Below are 17,356 nucleotides of genomic sequence, written 5' to 3'. Positions count from 1 at the left end.
AGCCTTCGTTTACAGCGCTTCTGCGCCAGCAATAATTTCAATAAGTTCAGTCGTAATCGCGGCCTGACGGCTGCGGTTGTACTGGATGGTCAGCTTGTTGATGAGGTCGCCTGCGTTGCGGGTCGCATTGTCCATCGCGGTCATCGAAGCGCCTTGCTCTGATGCCTCACGCTCAAGCAGCGCGCCGAAAACTTGCGTCTTCACATAACGCGGCAGGAGAGCTTCGAGGATTTCCTCTTCGCCCGGCTCATATTCAACCACGGCGCCGCCGTCATCCGAAACCTCAGGTGAGGGGACAGGGATCAACTGATTGACCGTTGGGTTTTGCACCAGAGCCGACTGGAAAGTCGGGTAGATCAGGTGAGCAACGTCAAATTTGCCGTCTTCAAACATTTGGATGAGTTCAGCAGAAATCGCGTCGGCCTCTTCAAAGCCCGGCGTTTTCACCGCGCTGGTGTCAAAGCCGCCAGTGATCGCTTTTTCAAACTCGCGCTTGAGAGGCGCACGGCCCTTCTTGCCGACGAGGTAAAACTCGACCTGCTTGCCTTGGGCTTGAAGCTCCTGCGCCTTGGCTTTGGCAGCCTTGACGATGTTTGAGTTCAAACCGCCGCACAGGCCTTTGTCGGTGTTGACCACAACCAGAAGGTTGCGCTGGTCGCTACCGGAACCTGCGAGAAGCTTTGGCGCGCTGTCGCCGGACACTTTGCCAGCGAGCGAGGCCATAACGGCGCTCAAACGCACAGCATAAGGCCGTCCGGCTTCAGCAGAGGCCTGAGCACGGCGCAGCTTAGCCGCTGCGACCATCTGCTTGGCCTTGGTGATCTTCTGGGTCGACTTAACCGACCCGATCCGATCTTTTAGTTCCTTAAGACTTGGCATTGTGCCTCAATCTTCTCCAATTCGTCATCCCGGCGAAGGCCGGGATCCATTGCAACGGTTGTAACTGGACCCCGGCCTGCGCCGGGGTGACGGGTTAATCAATTACGCAAACTGCTTCGCAAACGCTTGCAATGCCGCAACCGTCGCATCCTTCGCGCCGTCGAACTTGCCGCTGTCACGGATCGTTTTCAGAACGTCAGCGTGCTCGCTGCGGAAGTAGGCGAGCATTTGCTCTTCATATTCGCCCACACGCTCAACAGCGACATCGTCGATATAGCCGTTGGTGCCAGCGAAGATCGAAACGGTTTGCTCTTCAAACGGCATTGGCGCGAATTGCTTTTGCTTAAGCAGCTCGGTCAAACGCGCGCCGCGGTTGAGGAGTTTTTGCGTGGACGCGTCAAGGTCCGACCCGAACTGAGCAAACGCTGCCATCTCGCGATATTGCGCAAGGTCGAGCTTCATCGAGCCCGAAACCTTCTTCATCGCTTTGGTTTGCGCGGCACCGCCCACACGAGACACCGACAGACCCACGTTAATCGCAGGACGGATGCCTTGGTAGAAGAGGTCGGTTTCAAGGAAGATTTGACCATCGGTGATCGAAATCACGTTGGTTGGAATGTAGGCGGACACGTCGCCAGCCTGCGTTTCAATGATCGGCAGAGCGGTCAATGAGCCGTGGCCTTCGCTTTCACTCATCTTCGCTGCACGCTCAAGAAGACGTGAGTGGAGATAGAAAACGTCACCCGGATACGCTTCACGGCCCGGAGGACGACGAAGCAGAAGCGACATCTGACGGTAAGCAACAGCTTGCTTGGAAAGATCGTCATACACGATGACGGCGTGCATGCCGTTGTCGCGGAAGAATTCACCCATCGCACAGCCGGTGTACGGTGCGAGATATTGCAGTGGCGCAGGCTCGGAAGCGGTTGCGGCGATAACGATGGAGTATTCCATCGCGCCGTTCTCTTCGAGTTGCTTCACGATTTGCGCAACGGTCGAACGCTTTTGGCCGACGGCTACATATACACAGTAGAGCTTCTTGCTCTCATCATCGCCTGCGTTGACGCCCTTCTGGTTGATGAAGGTGTCGATCGCGACAGCGGTTTTACCGGTTTGACGGTCACCAATGATAAGTTCGCGCTGACCACGGCCAACAGGGACCAGAGCGTCAACAGCTTTGAGGCCGGTTTGCACGGGCTCTGACACAGATTCGCGCGGGATAATTCCCGGCGCTTTCACTTCAACACGCTGACGGGTCACGTCAGTGATCGGGCCTTTGCCGTCGATGGGGTTGCCGAGCGCGTCGACAACGCGGCCAAGAAGGCCTTTGCCAACCGGAACGTCCACAATCGTCTCGGTCCGCTTAACCGTGTCGCCTTCTTTAATCTCAGCGTCAGAGCCGAAGATCACGACACCGACGTTGTCACTTTCAAGGTTCAGAGCCATGCCCTGAACGCCGTTAGCGAACTCGACCATCTCACCAGCCTGAACTTTGTCGAGGCCGTGGATACGGGCGATGCCGTCACCAACGCTAAGCACGGTGCCAACTTCGCTGACTTCAGCTTCAGTGCCGAAATTGGCGATCTGGTCTTTGATGACCTTTGAAATTTCTGCTGCGCGGATTTCCATGTTCAGTAGTCCTTTAAGCCTTCATGGCTTGCGATAGTGAATTCAAACGGGTGCGGATCGAAGCATCAATGCGCTCTGATCCAATGGTGACGACCAGACCGCCGAGCAGGTCGGCATCTGTGTCGGTTGTAAGCATAACGGTGCGGCCCACACGTGCGGTGAGCTTGTCTTTGAGCGTTTTGATTTGATCATCGCTCAATGGGTGCGCCGATGTGACATTGGCCGAAACTTCACCGCGTTGGTTCGCCGCGATAGTTTTAAAGGCTGCAATCATCTCTGGCAGTTTTGACAGGCGACGATTGCCAGCCAGAACGCCGAGGAAATTGGTGGTGAGGTCAGAAAGCTTCAGCTTCTTCGCAACCGCTCCGACCGCTGCGCCTTGTTCGGCGCGGGTGAGCTGAGGGTTGGTGATGGTGGCTGCGAGATCGTCCGATTCGCTCAGTGCGGCACTGAGTGTCTCGAGATCGGTTTCGACCGCAGTCACGGTGCCGTTCTCGCTGGCGAGATCGAAGAGAGCCGAGGCGTAACGCCCTTGAAGGCTAGCCTGAATACCGGCGGAAGTTTCCACGCGTTGAGTGTCCTCTTTGAGGAGTGAGAAAAAATGCACCGGCAAGGTGGGTGATGGCGCGCATCAGAATCCCTCCTGCCGAAGTTGGCGCGCGCCTAGCAAAGGGGTCTCTTGGATGCAAGCACAGTAAGACGGATTCTCTGGACAGGGGCCAAGGCTTGAGTCAGACTGATACCAACAAAGGCAAAAACGCCGGTCGGGAGAGACAAGATGGAATTCACACGAATGGCACCTGAATGCGGGGTTGAGGTCTCGGGCGTGTCGCTTGCCAATTGCAGCGACAGCGAGATGGAGTCCATCAAACAAGCCATTTACGAGCACGGTGTGGCGGTTTTTCGCGAGCAGGAATTCTCGCCTGAAGACCACATCAAATTCGGCCGCCGCTGGGGCGGGATTGATGTGAACAATTACTTCCCGTTGCAGGACGACTTCAACGAAATTGCAGTTGTGAAGAAGGACCCCGATCAACAGACCAATATTGGCGGGGCGTGGCACACCGACCATTCCTATGACCAAATCCCAGCGATGGGTTCGGTTTTGGTCGCACGCCACCTGCCTCCGCAAGGTGGCGATACTATGTGGGCGCATATGGGGGCTGCATATGATGCGCTGCCAGATGACATGAAGGCCCGTATTGATGAGTTGGAGGCTTTCCACACTGCGGACCACGTCTACAAAGAGGACGGTCTTTACGCTCAGACCGACATGGGCAAGAGCCTTCGTGGTCAGAACTTGAAGACCGGCGCTGTGCATCCGGTGGTGATCCGTCACCCCCATACTGGGCGCAAGCTGCTCTATGTGAACACTGCTTTTACGATCAACTTTGTCGGCCAGACGCGCGAGGAAAGCCTCCCTTTACTGACCGAACTTACCAACGCCGCATTGACCGAGACCAATCAATGCCGCCTGCAATGGAAGCCCGGTACAGTAGCGATCTGGGATAACCGGACCAGCTGGCACAATGCTATGAATGACTACCAAGGCCATTACCGCGAGATGCATCGGATTACGTTGAGTGGAGAAGCTCTGGCGGCTTAGTTTGCTCTCACGCTACTGCGGCTATTGCCGCATGCTCCAAGTGGGCGCGGCAAAAGCCGCTACGCGCAGCCGCGCTTGCCGACCGCTTCGGCAGACCACTTTCTTTGAGCAGTCTTACTCGCCAACCCCAAACTCTTCATCGAAAGCTGCGCCCAGAGTGCCGCCAACGCCTTTGCGCTTGCGTTCGCACGAATAAACGAGCCGCTCGTTCGGGCGGTCGGGCAGCATTGCGATCAGCGCTGATTGCTGCTCGCCCAAGAGCCGCGCCGCATCGGTGACGCCGCAGGCTGGAGGCGAGTACTCCGCGCGTGCTGCACGGGCAGCCTCCATGGCCTCGCGTCCCAATAGATAACGGTCAGTGCGATAGGTGCGGGTTTCGGGGTCGTAGCTGCTAACCGAAACCGCGGCCTCGCTCGATGGCACTAGCACACGGGTCCATTCGCCACTCACCATGCCATATTGAGTGCGCTCATTAACACAGCCATTGGCGGCCCAATCAAACTCGACATCGTCTGTCCGAGCGCCTGTGATCCGGCTGCGTTCGGGAACGAGCGTGCAGATGAGCGTCCCGTCACCAGCAAGATCGCCATCGGGATTGGGAGTGCCTGAGTCGGGATCTTCGCTGTCACCCATCAAAACAGCAACGCGTTCCTCAATATCCCCATAGCTTGGGCGCGTGATCCACACGAGCACTGCGCCAATCAAGGCGGCCCCCGCGACACCGGCTGCGATCATCGCGCGGCTTTGATTTTGTGGGTTCTGAGCTTGCGAGCTTCGCAGCTGCCCGGCGGTGTAGCCTGCGCCAATTCCGACCAACAACAGAACCATGGCCAGCGCCATGGCGTTGTCACGCGCATCAAGGATTTCGATTTGAGCCTGCAATTGCGCCGCTGCTCGTTTCTCGCGCATTTCCTCTGCACGCGCTTCAACTCGTGCTTGCGCTTGAGCGCGTTGCTGATCGAAGCGAGCACGTTCGGCGGCGTTCAACTCGTCGATGGACGTACAGGGTAGGGCATTCACGGATGGCTCAAGCCCATTCTCCCGAAGGAAGGGAAGAAGCTCGCGTAATGACACGGCGAAATAGAACTCGGCATCCGACCCGTTCGAATCTGCCCCGAAGCTGTTGACCCCAAGCACCCGGCCGCAGCCATCGAGCAAGGGCCCGCCCGAATTGCCCCGCGCAATGGGAGCGGTGTGGAGGATGGTGTCAAATTGGCGACTGGGTCGCTCGCCCGAGAGGAAACCCCGACTTTTCACCGGCGGCTGCGCGCGGAAGATATCGCGGATTTCCAGCCCCTGGGCCAAGTCCACATTCATGGGGTAGCCCACGGCCGAAACCTCTCCCATATTGGTGGTTCCGCCGCCCGAAAGTGTCAACGGGGGCAAGCGCAGCGCACCGTCGGTGATCTCAAGCAATGCCAGATCGTTGCGCGGGGAAACGGCAACCGGGGTTGCGAAGGTCCCAGAGTCGCCCTCGCTTGGCACGATTCCAATTTTCAGCGTGTCGTCGACCAGCGCCTCGCGGATCACATGGGCGTTGGTTACGATCATGCGCGGCCCCACTGCAAAACCACTGCCATGGGTAATGGGCGAAGGATCATCGCTGCTGTTGTCAATCAAAACCACGCGCACAACGCCGCGCGCCGCCGCGTCAATATCGGCGGGATCGGCGCTGGCGGGGGCTGGCACCAACGCAAACGCGATCAGGACAACGAAGAGGCGGGAAAAAACTGTCATTAGGTGGGTCTGTACAAGGGCTGCGACATTGACCGCAAGCTTCGGGATGCGCTTATGGTAATATGATTTCAAAATGGTTGGCATGATACATATTCACGAGATCGACGACGAGGCACGCTGGCTGGCAGTTCAGGCCAAAGACCGTCGGTATGATGGCAGCTTTGTGACCGGCGTCCATTCAACCGGCATCTATTGCCGTCCATCCTGCCCGGCGCGGCTTCCTTTGCGTAAGAATGTGAAGTTCTATGCGAAACCTGCAGATGCCGAGGAGGCTGGCCTGAGGGCGTGCAAAAGATGCTCCCCCAACACCCAAAGCGCAGAAGAAGCTTGTGTCTTGGCTGCAATTGCTGCCATCCAAAGTCAGGGCGCTATGACGCTGGATCAGCTGGCCGACCTCACGGGCTACTCACCAACCCATTTTCAGCGCCTCTTCAAGCGCACCGTGGGTCTTTCCCCCGCCTCATTTGCGCGGGCTCTCCGCGAGGAACGGGTGAAGGACGCGCTGAAGACCGGAGCAAGTGTTACCGAGGCGCTATACGAGGCGGGCTATTCCGCGCCCTCGCGCTTTTACGCGGACATAAAAGGAAGGCTGGGCATGCAAGCAAGCGATTGGGCCAATGGAGGCGAGGGGCGACGGGTGCATTGGAGTGTGATTGATACCAGTCTCGGGTCCATGCTGGTTGCCGCGACGGAGAAAGGTGTGTGCTGTCTATCCTTTGAAGAAGGCGAGGCAGAATTGCGAGCGCGTTTTCCCAAGGCGGATATTATTGAAGCAGGAGGGGACTTCAAGGCGCTGTTTGATCAAGTTGTCGCGGCTGTCGAAGAACCTTCTAGTGACAGTTCGCACATCCCTCTCGATGTCAAAGGCACCGCGTTCCAACAACGTTGTTGGAACGCGTTACGCGAAATCCCGGCGGGCGAGACGCGCAGCTACGGCGAGCAAGCGGCCATGCTCGGCAATCCCAAGGCAAGCCGCGCAGTGGGCAGCGCCAATGGCGCAAACAATATCGCTGTCCTCATCCCCTGCCACCGCGTTGTGCCGGCCAGTGGCGGGGTGGGCGGCTATGCCTATGGTCCGGAGATCAAGGCGGAGCTTTTGAAACGGGAAGGTGGAGGATTGCTATGACCAAGGGCGATTTTGCGCAGATGCATAAAGCGGGCGATCCGCTTGTTTTGTTCAATGTCTGGGACGCAGGGAGCGCACGGGCCGTCGCCGAAGCCGGCGCGAAGGCGATTGGAACCGGCAGTCATTCCGTCGCCGGGTCGCAGGGCTATGAGGATGGAGAACACATTCCATTCCGCAGATTGGTTGAAACTGCTCAGCAAATCTCTGATTCTGTCGAGTTGCCGATTACCGTTGATGTCGAGGCAGGCTACGCAACCAATCTGGCCGATCTGTCGGACAATGCTGATGCTCTTGCTCACGCGGGAGTGATCGGGTGCAATCTTGAAGACAGGTTGATCCGCGCAGGCGGTTTGCGTTCAATCGATGAACAATCTGAGCGGATCGAGGTGTTCGATCGAGCGGGTTTGTTTGTTAATGCGCGCACCGACGTATTCCTCGGACCGCTCATGGAAGGGCAAGACCCGAATCAGACGGAGCTCGTTTATGCCGCGATTGAACGCGCGAAAGCGTATGCCAGGGCAGGGGCGGGAAGCTTCTTCATCCCAGGGTTAAGCGATCCTGATCTCATCGCCCAGGTTTGCGACAAGGTTACGCTTCCGGTGAATGTGATGCGGCTTCCGCAGATGGTGAGCAATGCCGAACTTGCGCAGCTTGGTGTGGCGCGGATCAGCTATGGCGGCGCACCGTGGCATTCGGCGATGGCTGGGGTGACCGAAGCGGCAAAAGCGGCTATCTCGGGCTGATTAAGGCATTGTCGGGGACAATATTAAACCGGTGCGTTCACTATTTGCATTGACGCGGCTGTGCAGCAAACTAGTGAACCGCATCGATGACCGAATTCGCCCTCGATTCCGCAACCCAGCTTGAAAGCGTTTCTGATCGCCACCTGCGCTCGACGGGCGGGGAGATGTATTGGAATTTCCAATCAGCATTTGGTGGCTGGGCTCTCGCTTTGGGGTATTCGGCAATCCAACAAGCCGAGCCGCAAACCGCGATGCTTGCAAGCATTACAGCATCCTTCCTCAAGCCTTTGCCGAAGTCAGGTATTGATATCGACATGCGTGTCCTGCGGAAGGGTCGGCGCACTTCTTTTCTACGCACTGAATTCACAGGTGAAGACGCGCCAAGCGACCCTATCTTCACCGCCAACTACGTCTTTTCTGACATGAAAGAGAAGGCGCTCGACTACGCTTGCGAATTTCCGGATGTGAAATCTCCCGAGACCTCTCCCCGACTACCCGACGCGCCGGGCCCCAAATTCTTGAGCCGCTATGAACAGCGAGTGGCGCGGGGTAAGCCATTTTCCGCACAAGAACGCCCGCATTCGGCCTTTTGGGTGCGCGATGCGGAGGATCGGCCGTGGGATGCAAAGGCGCTTTTGGCAGTCTCAGACACGCCTATGCCGCGCACCTTCTTCCTCGATCCGACCCCGCGTTTCGGAGCGACGGTGCAGTATGACATGCACCTCTTCTGCACTCAGGCCGATCTCGATGCGCTTGCAGGCGGCTTCGTGCTTGTCGAGGCCACCAGCGACCGGGTGTTCAGCGGGCGTTTCTCACAGACAACGCGGATATGGTCTCAGGATCGCAAGCTTTTAGCGATTTCGAACCAGCTGGCGTTCTACTAGGCGTTCTTGATCGTGAGCCCGCCATCAACCGGTATCGCAACTCCGGTCACGAACTGCGCGGCTGGCAGTACGAGCGATAGCGTCATATGCGCGACTTCCTCAGGGATGCCATAACGGCGTAGGGGCACGCGGCGCTTGGCGTAGATTTCCTTGTGCTCGTCCGGGATTGCTTCGGTAATGCCGGTGCGGATCGGCCCCGGACAAATGCAATTTACCGTGATCCCATCGCGGCCAAGATCTACGGCGAGACCGCGGGTAAGGCCGATTACCCCGTGCTTGGCGGCGACATAGGGCGAATTGCCCGGCGTTGCGCCAAGCCCTTCGGTTGAGGCGATGTTGACGATGCGCGCAGCTGAGCTTTTTCGAAGATGCGGGATGGCGGCACGAATAATACGCTGATGAGCGGTCAGCATGGCGGCCACGCTCTTGTCCCAGACCCCTGGATAGCTCTCATCTTCAATCGTTGAATGGATCGCAAAACCCGCATTATTGACGATGATATCAAGCCCACCAAAACTCTCCGTGACCTCCTTGATACGTGCCTCAATCGCGGTTTCATCGGTAACATCAAGCGACAGCGGCAGGGCGCTGCCCGAATAACCTGCTTCCGCAATCTCTTTGGCGACCGCCTCACATTTGGCCTGATCCAGATCGGTCACAGCCACATGCGCGCCTTCGGAAGCAAACAGATGTGCTGTCGCGCGGCCCATACCGCTTGCGGCACCTGTGATGATGGCTCTGTGACCTGCGATGGAGCGGCTGAGGGGGTGGTAGGATTGCATGGCTGTCCTTCAATCGAGCTTCGGTGGGAAACCGGGCTCCGCTTTCGCCATGGCGCGTTGGTATGCGTCGCGTGCGCCGAAGCGTTTGAGGTAGGCTTGCAAATTGGGCATGCCCTCAATGCTCATGTCGTTGAATGCTCGCGCTGTGGTGAGGGAGAAGCCGAGCATGATGTCGGCGGTCGTGAAGTTCGCACCACCGAAATAATCGGCTTCACCCAAAGCCTTCTCAATATGAGCCCAGGCGTTGGTGATGCGTTTGGCTAGAGGGGGAGGCATCTGCGCACCCACCGCATTCACCGCAATGCTCATCATGCCATTGGTCATCAGCGTCGCATTGGCAAAGTGATACCAATAAAGGTGCCGCGCAAAATCGGGATCGTCTGCGCTGGGGACCAGATTGGTCTCGGACGCATACTTGCCCACGATGTAGTCCATGATCGCGCCACTTTCTCCCAGCACCAGATTGCCATCAGTAATCACGGGCGCAATCTCCATCGGGTGGAGTGATTTCAATTCAGGCGGGGCCAGCCGCGTTTCAGGATCGCGGTTGTAGAGCTTCAGATCGTATTCAATCCCCAGCTCCTCACACAGCCAGACAATGCGTTCCGATTGAGAGATCCGAAGGTGATGGATGGTGAGCATTGGGTTGGTTTCCTGTTCCAGTTTGCGACCCTGATTGCGCGATCAGGCAATGGGTGTCGAGAGAATTCACTAGGTAATGCCCTCAAGCCCATTGATTTGCGAACTATTCTCATTAAGTGGAGGCAATGGTCCAAGCTTTCTACAATCTCAAAGTTGCCTCATCGAAGCGGGTTTCGCCTTCGATGCACCAGATTACACTTGCCGGTGAAGCACTTCGTGATTTCCCTCAGGGGCAGGAGGGCGGTTACTTCAAACTGATCTTGGAGCCGGGAAGCGAAGGGAAAAAGGCGCTGATGCGCACCTACACCATCCGGCGTCAGCGCGAGACGGAGCTTGATGTTCTGTTCGCGCTCCACGGAGGTCAGGCGGCTGGTCCTGCGACGGGTTGGGCGCTCGAGGCTGATTTGGGTGATTCTATGACCATTCGCGGTCCTGGCCCTGCCAAGCCTCCGCCTGAGAATTGCGGTTTCTATTTGATCGCTGGTGATATGTCCGCGCTCCCAGCAGTTACGGCCAATCTGGAGGCGATGCACCGCGATGCGAAGGGCGTGGCCGCGCTTGAGATCCAGAACGAAGAGGACGCGATTGCGATCGATGCGCCTGATGGCATTGAACTGCGCTGGATCGTAAATCCAGAGCCAGGCCATCACCCAGAGCTTCTGGCCAATGCCCTGCGCGAGATTGAACTGCCCGATTGCGAGATAGCAGGCTGGGCGGCCTGCGAATTTGAAGGAATGAAGCTTCTGCGTGCTTATTTGCGCGATGAGCTGGGCTTGGCATCTCCCAATCTCTACATTTCAAGCTATTGGAAGCTTGGCCTCACTGAAACGCAGCATAAAGTGGTGAAGCGCGAGGACGCTGACGAGCAGGAAGTGCCGATTCAGTAATCCATCCTTTCCATCGTGGGCAGGGCGCATTAGCCTTGGTCCACATGGATATGATCACAATTGCAAGGCGCTTTTTCACCGCACTGGAAGTGGCCGATCTTGAGAGTGCGCGGGCCCTGTGTGCAGACACATTTCGCGGTAGCCAGAATGGCGGGCCAGCGATGGATGTCGACACATTGATGCAATTCACTACGGCTGTGCATGCCGTAGTGCCCGATTTCCGCTATGAGGATGCCATCCGCTGGCAGACTGATGGTGGCTTTGTCGAAGAACACAATGTGTGCGGCACGCTTCCCGATAAGAGCACGTTCAAGCTGACCGTTTGCGTTGTTGCTGAGGTCGAGGATGGCAAGATCACCACTTTGCGCGAATATGTTGATACCGGCGCGGCGGCTGGCCTGCTGAAGGCTTTGCAGCCCTCCTAATCGCGTGCCCAACCTGGTTTCGCTGGCTCCAGGCTTGCGAGAAAGCTCTCAGCGCTATCGAGGTATTCCTGCCGCTTGACCTCGTCCATGCGATCCCAGTTTGAATAGATGCGCCCGATGCGGTGATTGCTTTCCAGCCGCTCGCGGTGACGATCCATGAAATGCCAGTAAAGCGGGTTGAAGGGGCATGCGCCTTCGCCAGTTTTCTTGCTGACGCTGTAGGAGCATTTCTTGCAGTAGTCGGACATCTTGTTGATGTAGTTCCCGCTCGCGGCATAAGGCTTTGTCGCGAGCCTGCCTCCATCGGCATAAAGGATCATGCCCGAGACATTGGGAAGCTCCACCCACTCATAGGCATCGGCATAAACCGCCAAATACCAATCCTGTACATCCTTTGGATTGATCCCTGCGAGCAGGCAGAAATTTCCCAGCACCATCAAGCGCTGAATGTGGTGGGCGTGCGCGTTGTCATGGGTCGATCTGATGCAGTCTGAGACGCACCGCATATCGGTCTTACCGGTCCAGAAAAATTCAGGGAGCGCTCGCTGGGCATTCAACTCATTGTCGCTTTGAAGGTCAGGCATATGCAGCCAATAGAAGCCGCGAATATATTCACGCCAACCAATGATCTGACGAATGAAGCCTTCGACCGAGTTTATCGGCGCGCGGCCCTCCTCATATGCCTCCTCCGCTCGCTTACACAGCTCAAGCGGGTCGAGCAGGCCGCAATTGATGCTGGAGGAAAGCATGGAGTGATAGAGGTCATCTGAGCCATGGACCATAGCATCCTGATAGGGGCCAAACCTCTCAATCCGTTGGGCAAAGAAGGCATCTGCGGCCTTCTCCGCCTCCGCTGAGGTTACTGGCCAATTGAACGTCTCGAGATTACCAAAATGGTCGCCAAACCGTGTTTCGACCAGCTCCATGACCTCTCGTGTTATGGTATCAGGCTCAAACCTGGGGACCGGCGGCGGGTCCATGTCATCGTCTGGTGCCTCGCGGTTGTCCTTGTCGTAATTCCAGTCACCGCCCTTGGGTTTTGCGTCCTCGGTGATGAGTAATCCGGTCTTGCGCCGCATTTCGCGGTAGAAATGCTCCATCGTCAGGTGCTTGCGGCCTTCCGCCCAGTCTCGAAACTCCTGATGCGAGCACACAAAGCGATCATCGGGCAAGATTTCGACCTCGCAGGCGAATTTGTCGGGCCATTCCTCAAGCTGCTGTTGCACCCGCCACTCGCCTGCTTCGACCACGCGGATGCAGTCGGGATCGTGGCGCTCTATCGCCCGGGCGACTTCGCCGGTGAAATTCCCGGAATTGTTTGCGTCGTCGAGTTTGACATAATCAACGCTCCACCCCGCATCGCCCAACTCCTGCGCGAAGTGACGCATAGCTGAAAAGATCAGCGTGATCTTTTGCTTATGGTGTTTGACATAAGTTGCCTCGTCCCAGACCTCCATCATAAGGATGACGCGGCCCTCCTTTGGCTGGCCACGCAGGCTTGCAAGCGTGCGGGTCAGCTGGTCGCCGAGGATAGGAATGAGCATTTGGCAAGAGGTCATGCCCGGGTAACGCGCCAGCCGCGCAATGGTGCCGTGGTTTTACAGCGTACCTGGAACCGGCGCGAGATCGCGTGCGACTGTTACCCCTTGAGGGGCCGGCTCAAGCCCGAAGTCCACGTCGGTAAAGCCGGGAGGGGGCGTGAATTGAAAGCTCTGAGTACGCAGACCAACCAATTTCGAACCCGAGCAGCTCCGGCTTTGGCGAAGGTGGCCATCTGCCCGAAAGGCTTCCATGGCTTCTTCGGCGCTCTGGCGGAAATAGACCTCTGGGGGCTCATGCCCGGCCGGGGTGGTGAGCCAGCGATAGGGAATGGGCGCGCGCTCGCGCACAAACATCATCCACCATGCTGCGACTTCGTTCCCATGGGCTGAGCGTACTTCCGGCGGGCCGGTAACCTCAATAGGGTCAATTGTTGAAACTTTGTAGCGGTAGGTATCGCATCCAGCCGGACCGACGGCCTGATGGACCGCGATCATCACGTACCAAGTCTTGGGGGTCTGGCTATCCGATTGATCCCATGTCCAATTTGATTGCTCTTCGCTTCGATTATCCTGCGCAGATGCAGGTGAGGGCGATGCCGCGAGGGCAATCGCACATGCACAATTTGAAAGAGTGGTAAGCTTCGACATGGCGTAACTCTAGCAATCCTCGGGTTAGATCGTCGTTATCTGTGGCACGATAGAGTAAGGAATGGCTTAATCCGTTCAACTTGAGGCTACAGCACGTTTGGGGTCACACAAAACTGTATGGGTCCACATCGACTCCCACGCGTACTCCAGGGGGAAACTCCTGGGTCCCCAGCCAATCGCGTAGTGCACCTTGGAGATTGGCGCTTCGCCGAGCGTTAATGAGGAAGCGATAGCGGTAGCGGTTTCTGAGCAAGGCCATGGGGGCGGGGGCAGGGCCAAGAATCATCACGTCTTCCAAGTGCGGGCGTGCGTGCCCCATACGCGTTGCGCTGTCGCGCACTTCGCGTTCGTCCTCGCTCGACAGGATGATTGCTGCCCAGCGACCAAAGGGCGGCGCACCTGCTTCGCGACGTGCCTCGGTTTCGGCCTCATAAAAGCCATCGCGATCGCCATCGGCAAGCGCAGCAATCACCGTCGCCTCGGGGTGGCGGGTTTGGATCAGGACTTCGCCCGGTTTTGATCCGCGCCCAGCGCGTCCTGCGACCTGTGCGACTTGTTGGTAGGTGCGTTCTGCTGCTCGCAGGTCTCCGCCCTCCAACCCCAAGTCTGCATCAACCACGCCGACCAATGTGAGCTCTGGAAAGTGGAAACCTTTAGTCACCAACTGCGTGCCGACGATCACGTCAATTGCCTTCGCCTCTGCCTTGGCAATGAATTCTGCGGCGCGCTCGAGCGAGCCAAGCGTGTCCGAGGTCGCGACTGCGACCCGTGCGTCGGGGAAGAGTTCCGCAACCTCATCGGCAATGCGCTCTACGCCCGGACCACATGCAACCAAGCAATCCGCCTCACCGCATTCGGGGCAGCTTTCAGGGACGGGTCCCTCGAGCCCGCAGTGGTGGCAGGACAAGCGGCGAGACAGCCTATGTTCGACCAGCCAAGCGCTGCAATTGGGACATTGGAATCGGTGGCCGCAATTGCGGCACAGCGTTAGCGGAGCGTAGCCCCGACGGTTCAGGAAGAGCAGCGCTTGCTCGCCTGCGTCGAGCCGCGCTTCCAAACCTTCGATCAATGGCTGCGCGAGCCAGCGACCTGCACCCGGCTTATGAAGGGTGAGGTCTATCAGTTTGATTTCAGGGAGTTGTGCGCCACCAAATCGGCTGGGAAGTTCGAGCTTGGTATAAGTCCCGCTGTTCGCCATGTGGAGGCTTTCGAGTGCAGGTGTCGCGCTGGCCAGCACCACTGGTATCTTCTCAAATCGGGCACGCATTACGGAGACGTCGCGGGCATTGTAGCGCACGCCGTCATCCTGTTTGAAGCTGATCTCATGCGCTTCGTCGACGATGATTAGGCCAAGCTTCGCATAGGGTAAGAACAGCGCCGAACGTGCTCCAACGATCACCTGCGCGCTCCCCTCACTGATTGCCCGCCATGCGCGCCGTCGCTCGGTTGATTTGAGGGATGAGTGCCATTGGACGGGCGCTGCACCAAAGCGTTGTTCAAACCGACTGAGGAAGTTTTCGGTGAGCGCAATCTCGGGAAGCAGGACGAGCACCTGCCTGCCCATCCTCAAGGCTTCCGCGACGGGCTCGAAATAGGTCTCGGTCTTGCCCGAGCCGGTCACACCGTCGAGCAAGAAGGGTTCAAACTCGCGTTTTTCAACCGCTTTCACCAATGTCTTGGCAACGCGCATCTGATCATCGGAAAGGGCGGGTTGATGGAAATCCGCATCGCCTTGGGGGTAGGGTCGATCAATCACCACCGTAACCGGCTCGATCACACCTTGGTTAACAAGGCCGCGCAGGACTCCGGTGGAAACTCCTGAAATTTCTGCCAATTCACGCAAAATTCCTTGCTCACCTTTGAGAAGGTCAATCGCGGTCTCACGTTGCGGCGTCATGCGTTCTGGCGCGGCCCCTTCGACCAGCCGATATTCGATTGTCGTGGTCGGCCCACCCAGTGCGCCTCCGCTGGACAGCACCATACGCGCGACGCTTGCCAGGGGGGCACAGTAATACTCGGCGGTCCACTCGATAAGGCGGCGAAGAGCGGTCGAAACCGGAGGAACAGCCACCACTTCGCGAAGCGCGCGGAGCTTGCTTGCATCCACCTCGGCTCCAGGCAAACGGCCTTCATCCCAAACGATCCCGGTAACAGTCCGCGGGCCCAATGGCGCCACAACGACGCTGCCCGCTTCCACAGCCATTCCCTCAGCAAGCTTGTAATCAAGCGGCCCCAGTGCTGCATTAAGGACGAGAAGGCGAACGCGGTTCATCACATGCGATAACTATGCTGCGCGCCAATGATATGCCAGCCAGTGGAGAGGCAGATATGCACAAAGAAACGCAAACCCCGTTAGCACGCCGCCGAATCCTTGGGGGAGGACTAGCACTGTCTGCGGTGCTCACTCTGCCAGCCTGTGCTGGTGTTCCCGGTTTCAGCCTAACCGAAGCGGTGCGCCGATTGCTCTTGGTGTCGAGCGAGAACGCCTTTGCGCGCCTCACTGCGCCAGATGGCTTTTGGGATCAGGAAGTCGCTAAGCTTGGCCTTGGTGATATGCTCGGCTCGCGCGGTAACGTGTTGACGCGGCTCTTGACGTCCACGTTGGTAAAAGACCAGCTGGAAGATGCCTTCGCCGATCTGGCTGTCGATGCCTCGTTCAAAGCCGCCCCCATTGTTACCGAGGCAGTGCGCACTATCGGGTTTGCCAATGCAGCCGAACTTGTGCGCGGCGGCCCCAACGCGGCAACCGGATTCCTACGCGGAGAACTGGGCGGGCGTTTGGTCGATCAGCTTGTGCCCGAACTCGGCCAGGCCATCCGCATCACCTCAGATCCGGTGGTGAGCGAGCTGCTCCGGTCGGTGAGCGGCCGCGATATTGGTGCGATTGCTCAAGGCTTTGCGGGCAATATTGACGATGCAATCTGGAATGAGATAGGCAAAGAGGAGGCGCTAATCCGCTCCAATCCGCGTGGCACCAACGATCCGCTTTTGATCGGAGTGTTCGGTCTGGGTGGGGCGCTCTGATACTAGAATTCCACGAATTCCCACCGTCCATCTAGGCCCGTTGGTTGCGAATCTGTGTTGAGATAGGCAATCACCTCCGCAATCATTCTTCCCAAGAGGCACACCCATGAAATTCTTCGCCGACACCGCTGAGATTGATGCGATCAAAGACCTTGCTGCAACAGGCCTTTTGGATGGAGTTACGACCAACCCGTCGCTCATCCACAAGTCGGGTCGCGACTTTATGGAAGTGACAAAGGAGATCTGCGGGATCGTCGATGGCCCGGTCAGCGCCGAAGTCGTCGCGCTCGATCATGAAACCATGATGAAAGAGGCAGAGTTGCTGCGCAAAATCGCGGACAATGTCTGCATCAAAGTGCCGCTGACGGTGGACGGCCTCAAAACCTGTAAGGCGCTTACGGGTGAGGGTACGATGGTCAATGTGACGCTGTGCTTCTCCGCGAACCAAGCGCTTCTCGCAGCCAAAGCGGGCGCGACCTTTATCTCGCCATTTGTCGGTCGTCATGACGATAACGGTTTCGATGGCATGGATCTCATCGAAGACATCCGCCTGATCTACGATAACTACAACTTCAGCACTGAGATTCTCGTCGCCTCTGTTCGTCATGTCACCCACGTGCTTGAAAGCGCGAAGATTGGCGCCGACGTCATGACGGCTCCGCCCAAGGTCATCCACGCACTGTTCAACCATATCCTCACTGACAAGGGCATCGAAGGATTCTTGAAGGATTGGGAAGCGACCGGGCAAAGCATCGTTTGATCAGATACGCCTTCCGCCGGGGCGGATGAGTTGCTAACGGCGA

General features: G+C 57.6%; 17 protein-coding genes. 8 read left to right on the top strand and 9 right to left on the bottom strand.

Going from position 1 to position 17,356, the window contains the following annotated elements:
* Positions 1-9: 9 nt before the first annotated feature.
* The 3 genes from Q0778_RS04350 to Q0778_RS04340 all read right to left on the bottom strand — a co-directional run bounded on the left by Q0778_RS04350 (position 10) and on the right by Q0778_RS04340 (position 3,076).
* A complete protein-coding gene (locus Q0778_RS04350; RefSeq protein WP_298334286.1) occupies positions 10-879 on the bottom strand; it encodes a F0F1 ATP synthase subunit gamma in 870 nt (289 codons plus the stop codon).
* Positions 880-981: 102 nt separating this feature from the next.
* Complete coding sequence (gene atpA / locus Q0778_RS04345; RefSeq protein ID WP_298334284.1) at positions 982-2,508, bottom strand: F0F1 ATP synthase subunit alpha; 1,527 nt, start codon at positions 2,506-2,508, stop codon at positions 982-984.
* A gap of 13 nt (positions 2,509-2,521) precedes the next feature.
* Entirely contained in the window at positions 2,522-3,076 is a 555-nt protein-coding gene (locus Q0778_RS04340; RefSeq protein WP_298334282.1) for a F0F1 ATP synthase subunit delta, read from the bottom strand.
* A gap of 210 nt (positions 3,077-3,286) precedes the next feature.
* On the opposite strand from Q0778_RS04340, the gene Q0778_RS04335 reads away from it, so the two are divergent.
* Positions 3,287-4,114: a TauD/TfdA family dioxygenase gene (locus Q0778_RS04335; protein ID WP_298303952.1), complete on the top strand. Its 828-nt coding sequence runs from the start codon at positions 3,287-3,289 to the stop codon at positions 4,112-4,114.
* A gap of 114 nt (positions 4,115-4,228) precedes the next feature.
* On the opposite strand, the gene Q0778_RS04330 is transcribed toward Q0778_RS04335, so the two are convergent.
* Positions 4,229-5,851 carry a trypsin-like peptidase domain-containing protein gene (locus tag Q0778_RS04330; protein ID WP_298334280.1) on the bottom strand — a complete coding sequence of 541 codons (1,623 nt, stop codon included), beginning with the start codon at positions 5,849-5,851 and terminating at the stop codon, positions 4,229-4,231.
* An 82-nt stretch (positions 5,852-5,933) separates the two neighbouring features.
* On the opposite strand from Q0778_RS04330, the gene Q0778_RS04325 reads away from it, so the two are divergent.
* From Q0778_RS04325 to Q0778_RS04315, 3 genes are all read left to right on the top strand, one after another.
* The gene (locus Q0778_RS04325; RefSeq protein WP_298334278.1) at positions 5,934-6,977 is read left to right on the top strand and encodes a methylated-DNA--[protein]-cysteine S-methyltransferase; all 1,044 of its coding nucleotides are present in this window, start codon (positions 5,934-5,936) and stop codon (positions 6,975-6,977) included.
* The gene (locus Q0778_RS04320) at positions 6,974-7,720 is read left to right on the top strand and encodes an isocitrate lyase/phosphoenolpyruvate mutase family protein (protein ID WP_298303959.1); all 747 of its coding nucleotides are present in this window, start codon (positions 6,974-6,976) and stop codon (positions 7,718-7,720) included. The genes Q0778_RS04325 and Q0778_RS04320 overlap by 4 nt, the downstream gene beginning before the upstream one ends.
* 86 nt (positions 7,721-7,806) lie before the next feature.
* Positions 7,807-8,604, top strand: a complete 798-nt coding sequence (locus tag Q0778_RS04315; RefSeq protein WP_298334276.1) for a thioesterase family protein — start codon at positions 7,807-7,809, stop codon at positions 8,602-8,604.
* Here the strand turns inward: Q0778_RS04315 and Q0778_RS04310 are convergent.
* Positions 8,601-9,386: an SDR family NAD(P)-dependent oxidoreductase gene (locus Q0778_RS04310; protein ID WP_298334274.1), complete on the bottom strand. Its 786-nt coding sequence runs from the start codon at positions 9,384-9,386 to the stop codon at positions 8,601-8,603. The two genes, Q0778_RS04315 and Q0778_RS04310, sit on opposite strands and share 4 nt — an antisense overlap.
* A gap of 9 nt (positions 9,387-9,395) precedes the next feature.
* The gene (locus Q0778_RS04305) at positions 9,396-10,028 is read right to left on the bottom strand and encodes a glutathione S-transferase family protein (RefSeq protein WP_298334271.1); all 633 of its coding nucleotides are present in this window, start codon (positions 10,026-10,028) and stop codon (positions 9,396-9,398) included.
* Positions 10,029-10,153: 125 nt separating this feature from the next.
* On the opposite strand from Q0778_RS04305, the gene Q0778_RS04300 reads away from it, so the two are divergent.
* Positions 10,154-10,915: a siderophore-interacting protein gene (locus Q0778_RS04300; RefSeq protein WP_298334269.1), complete on the top strand. Its 762-nt coding sequence runs from the start codon at positions 10,154-10,156 to the stop codon at positions 10,913-10,915.
* A 44-nt stretch (positions 10,916-10,959) separates the two neighbouring features.
* Positions 10,960-11,340 carry a nuclear transport factor 2 family protein gene (locus Q0778_RS04295; protein ID WP_298303969.1) on the top strand — a complete coding sequence of 127 codons (381 nt, stop codon included), beginning with the start codon at positions 10,960-10,962 and terminating at the stop codon, positions 11,338-11,340.
* Here the strand turns inward: Q0778_RS04295 and Q0778_RS04290 are convergent.
* The 3 genes from Q0778_RS04290 to Q0778_RS04280 all read right to left on the bottom strand — a co-directional run bounded on the left by Q0778_RS04290 (position 11,337) and on the right by Q0778_RS04280 (position 15,801).
* Positions 11,337-12,899 carry a cryptochrome/photolyase family protein gene (locus Q0778_RS04290; protein ID WP_298334267.1) on the bottom strand — a complete coding sequence of 521 codons (1,563 nt, stop codon included), beginning with the start codon at positions 12,897-12,899 and terminating at the stop codon, positions 11,337-11,339. The two genes, Q0778_RS04295 and Q0778_RS04290, sit on opposite strands and share 4 nt — an antisense overlap.
* Positions 12,900-12,938: 39 nt before the next feature.
* Positions 12,939-13,529: a hypothetical protein gene (locus tag Q0778_RS04285; protein WP_298303975.1), complete on the bottom strand. Its 591-nt coding sequence runs from the start codon at positions 13,527-13,529 to the stop codon at positions 12,939-12,941.
* Positions 13,530-13,632: 103 nt separating this feature from the next.
* Positions 13,633-15,801 carry a primosomal protein N' gene (locus Q0778_RS04280; RefSeq protein ID WP_298334265.1) on the bottom strand — a complete coding sequence of 723 codons (2,169 nt, stop codon included), beginning with the start codon at positions 15,799-15,801 and terminating at the stop codon, positions 13,633-13,635.
* A gap of 56 nt (positions 15,802-15,857) precedes the next feature.
* Here Q0778_RS04280 and Q0778_RS04275 point away from each other — a divergent pair, with 56 nt between their 5' ends.
* Together Q0778_RS04275 and fsa are read left to right on the top strand one after the other, a co-directional pair.
* A complete protein-coding gene (locus tag Q0778_RS04275; RefSeq protein ID WP_298334263.1) occupies positions 15,858-16,553 on the top strand; it encodes a DUF4197 domain-containing protein in 696 nt (231 codons plus the stop codon).
* Between the two features lie 106 nt (positions 16,554-16,659).
* Positions 16,660-17,313, top strand: coding sequence for a fructose-6-phosphate aldolase (gene fsa / locus Q0778_RS04270; protein WP_298303983.1), 654 nt, complete (start codon positions 16,660-16,662; stop codon positions 17,311-17,313).
* The last annotated feature ends 43 nt before the right edge of the window (positions 17,314-17,356 follow it).

Origin of the sequence: uncultured Erythrobacter sp., assembly GCF_947502395.1 — a bacterium.
In the GTDB taxonomy this organism is placed as follows: Bacteria; Pseudomonadota; Alphaproteobacteria; order Sphingomonadales; family Sphingomonadaceae; genus Erythrobacter.
Note: the sequence above shows the minus strand (reverse complement) of the source record. Positions and strands in the feature narration are given on the sequence as shown.

Coding starts and splice junctions, on each gene's coding strand:
- Q0778_RS04285 (WP_298303975.1), bottom strand. CDS start 13,529: ATGTCGAAGCTTACCACTCTTTCAAATTGTGCATGTGCGATTGCCCTC.
- Q0778_RS04295 (WP_298303969.1), top strand. CDS start 10,960: ATGGATATGATCACAATTGCAAGGCGCTTTTTCACCGCACTGGAAGTG.
- atpA (WP_298334284.1), bottom strand. CDS start 2,508: ATGGAAATCCGCGCAGCAGAAATTTCAAAGGTCATCAAAGACCAGATC.
- Q0778_RS04290 (WP_298334267.1), bottom strand. CDS start 12,899: ATGACCTCTTGCCAAATGCTCATTCCTATCCTCGGCGACCAGCTGACC.
- Q0778_RS04320 (WP_298303959.1), top strand. CDS start 6,974: ATGACCAAGGGCGATTTTGCGCAGATGCATAAAGCGGGCGATCCGCTT.
- fsa (WP_298303983.1), top strand. CDS start 16,660: ATGAAATTCTTCGCCGACACCGCTGAGATTGATGCGATCAAAGACCTT.
- Q0778_RS04335 (WP_298303952.1), top strand. CDS start 3,287: ATGGAATTCACACGAATGGCACCTGAATGCGGGGTTGAGGTCTCGGGC.
- Q0778_RS04330 (WP_298334280.1), bottom strand. CDS start 5,851: ATGACAGTTTTTTCCCGCCTCTTCGTTGTCCTGATCGCGTTTGCGTTG.
- Q0778_RS04300 (WP_298334269.1), top strand. CDS start 10,154: ATGGTCCAAGCTTTCTACAATCTCAAAGTTGCCTCATCGAAGCGGGTT.
- Q0778_RS04280 (WP_298334265.1), bottom strand. CDS start 15,801: ATGAACCGCGTTCGCCTTCTCGTCCTTAATGCAGCACTGGGGCCGCTT.
- Q0778_RS04315 (WP_298334276.1), top strand. CDS start 7,807: ATGACCGAATTCGCCCTCGATTCCGCAACCCAGCTTGAAAGCGTTTCT.
- Q0778_RS04325 (WP_298334278.1), top strand. CDS start 5,934: ATGATACATATTCACGAGATCGACGACGAGGCACGCTGGCTGGCAGTT.
- Q0778_RS04275 (WP_298334263.1), top strand. CDS start 15,858: ATGCACAAAGAAACGCAAACCCCGTTAGCACGCCGCCGAATCCTTGGG.
- Q0778_RS04310 (WP_298334274.1), bottom strand. CDS start 9,386: ATGCAATCCTACCACCCCCTCAGCCGCTCCATCGCAGGTCACAGAGCC.
- Q0778_RS04305 (WP_298334271.1), bottom strand. CDS start 10,028: ATGCTCACCATCCATCACCTTCGGATCTCTCAATCGGAACGCATTGTC.
- Q0778_RS04350 (WP_298334286.1), bottom strand. CDS start 879: ATGCCAAGTCTTAAGGAACTAAAAGATCGGATCGGGTCGGTTAAGTCG.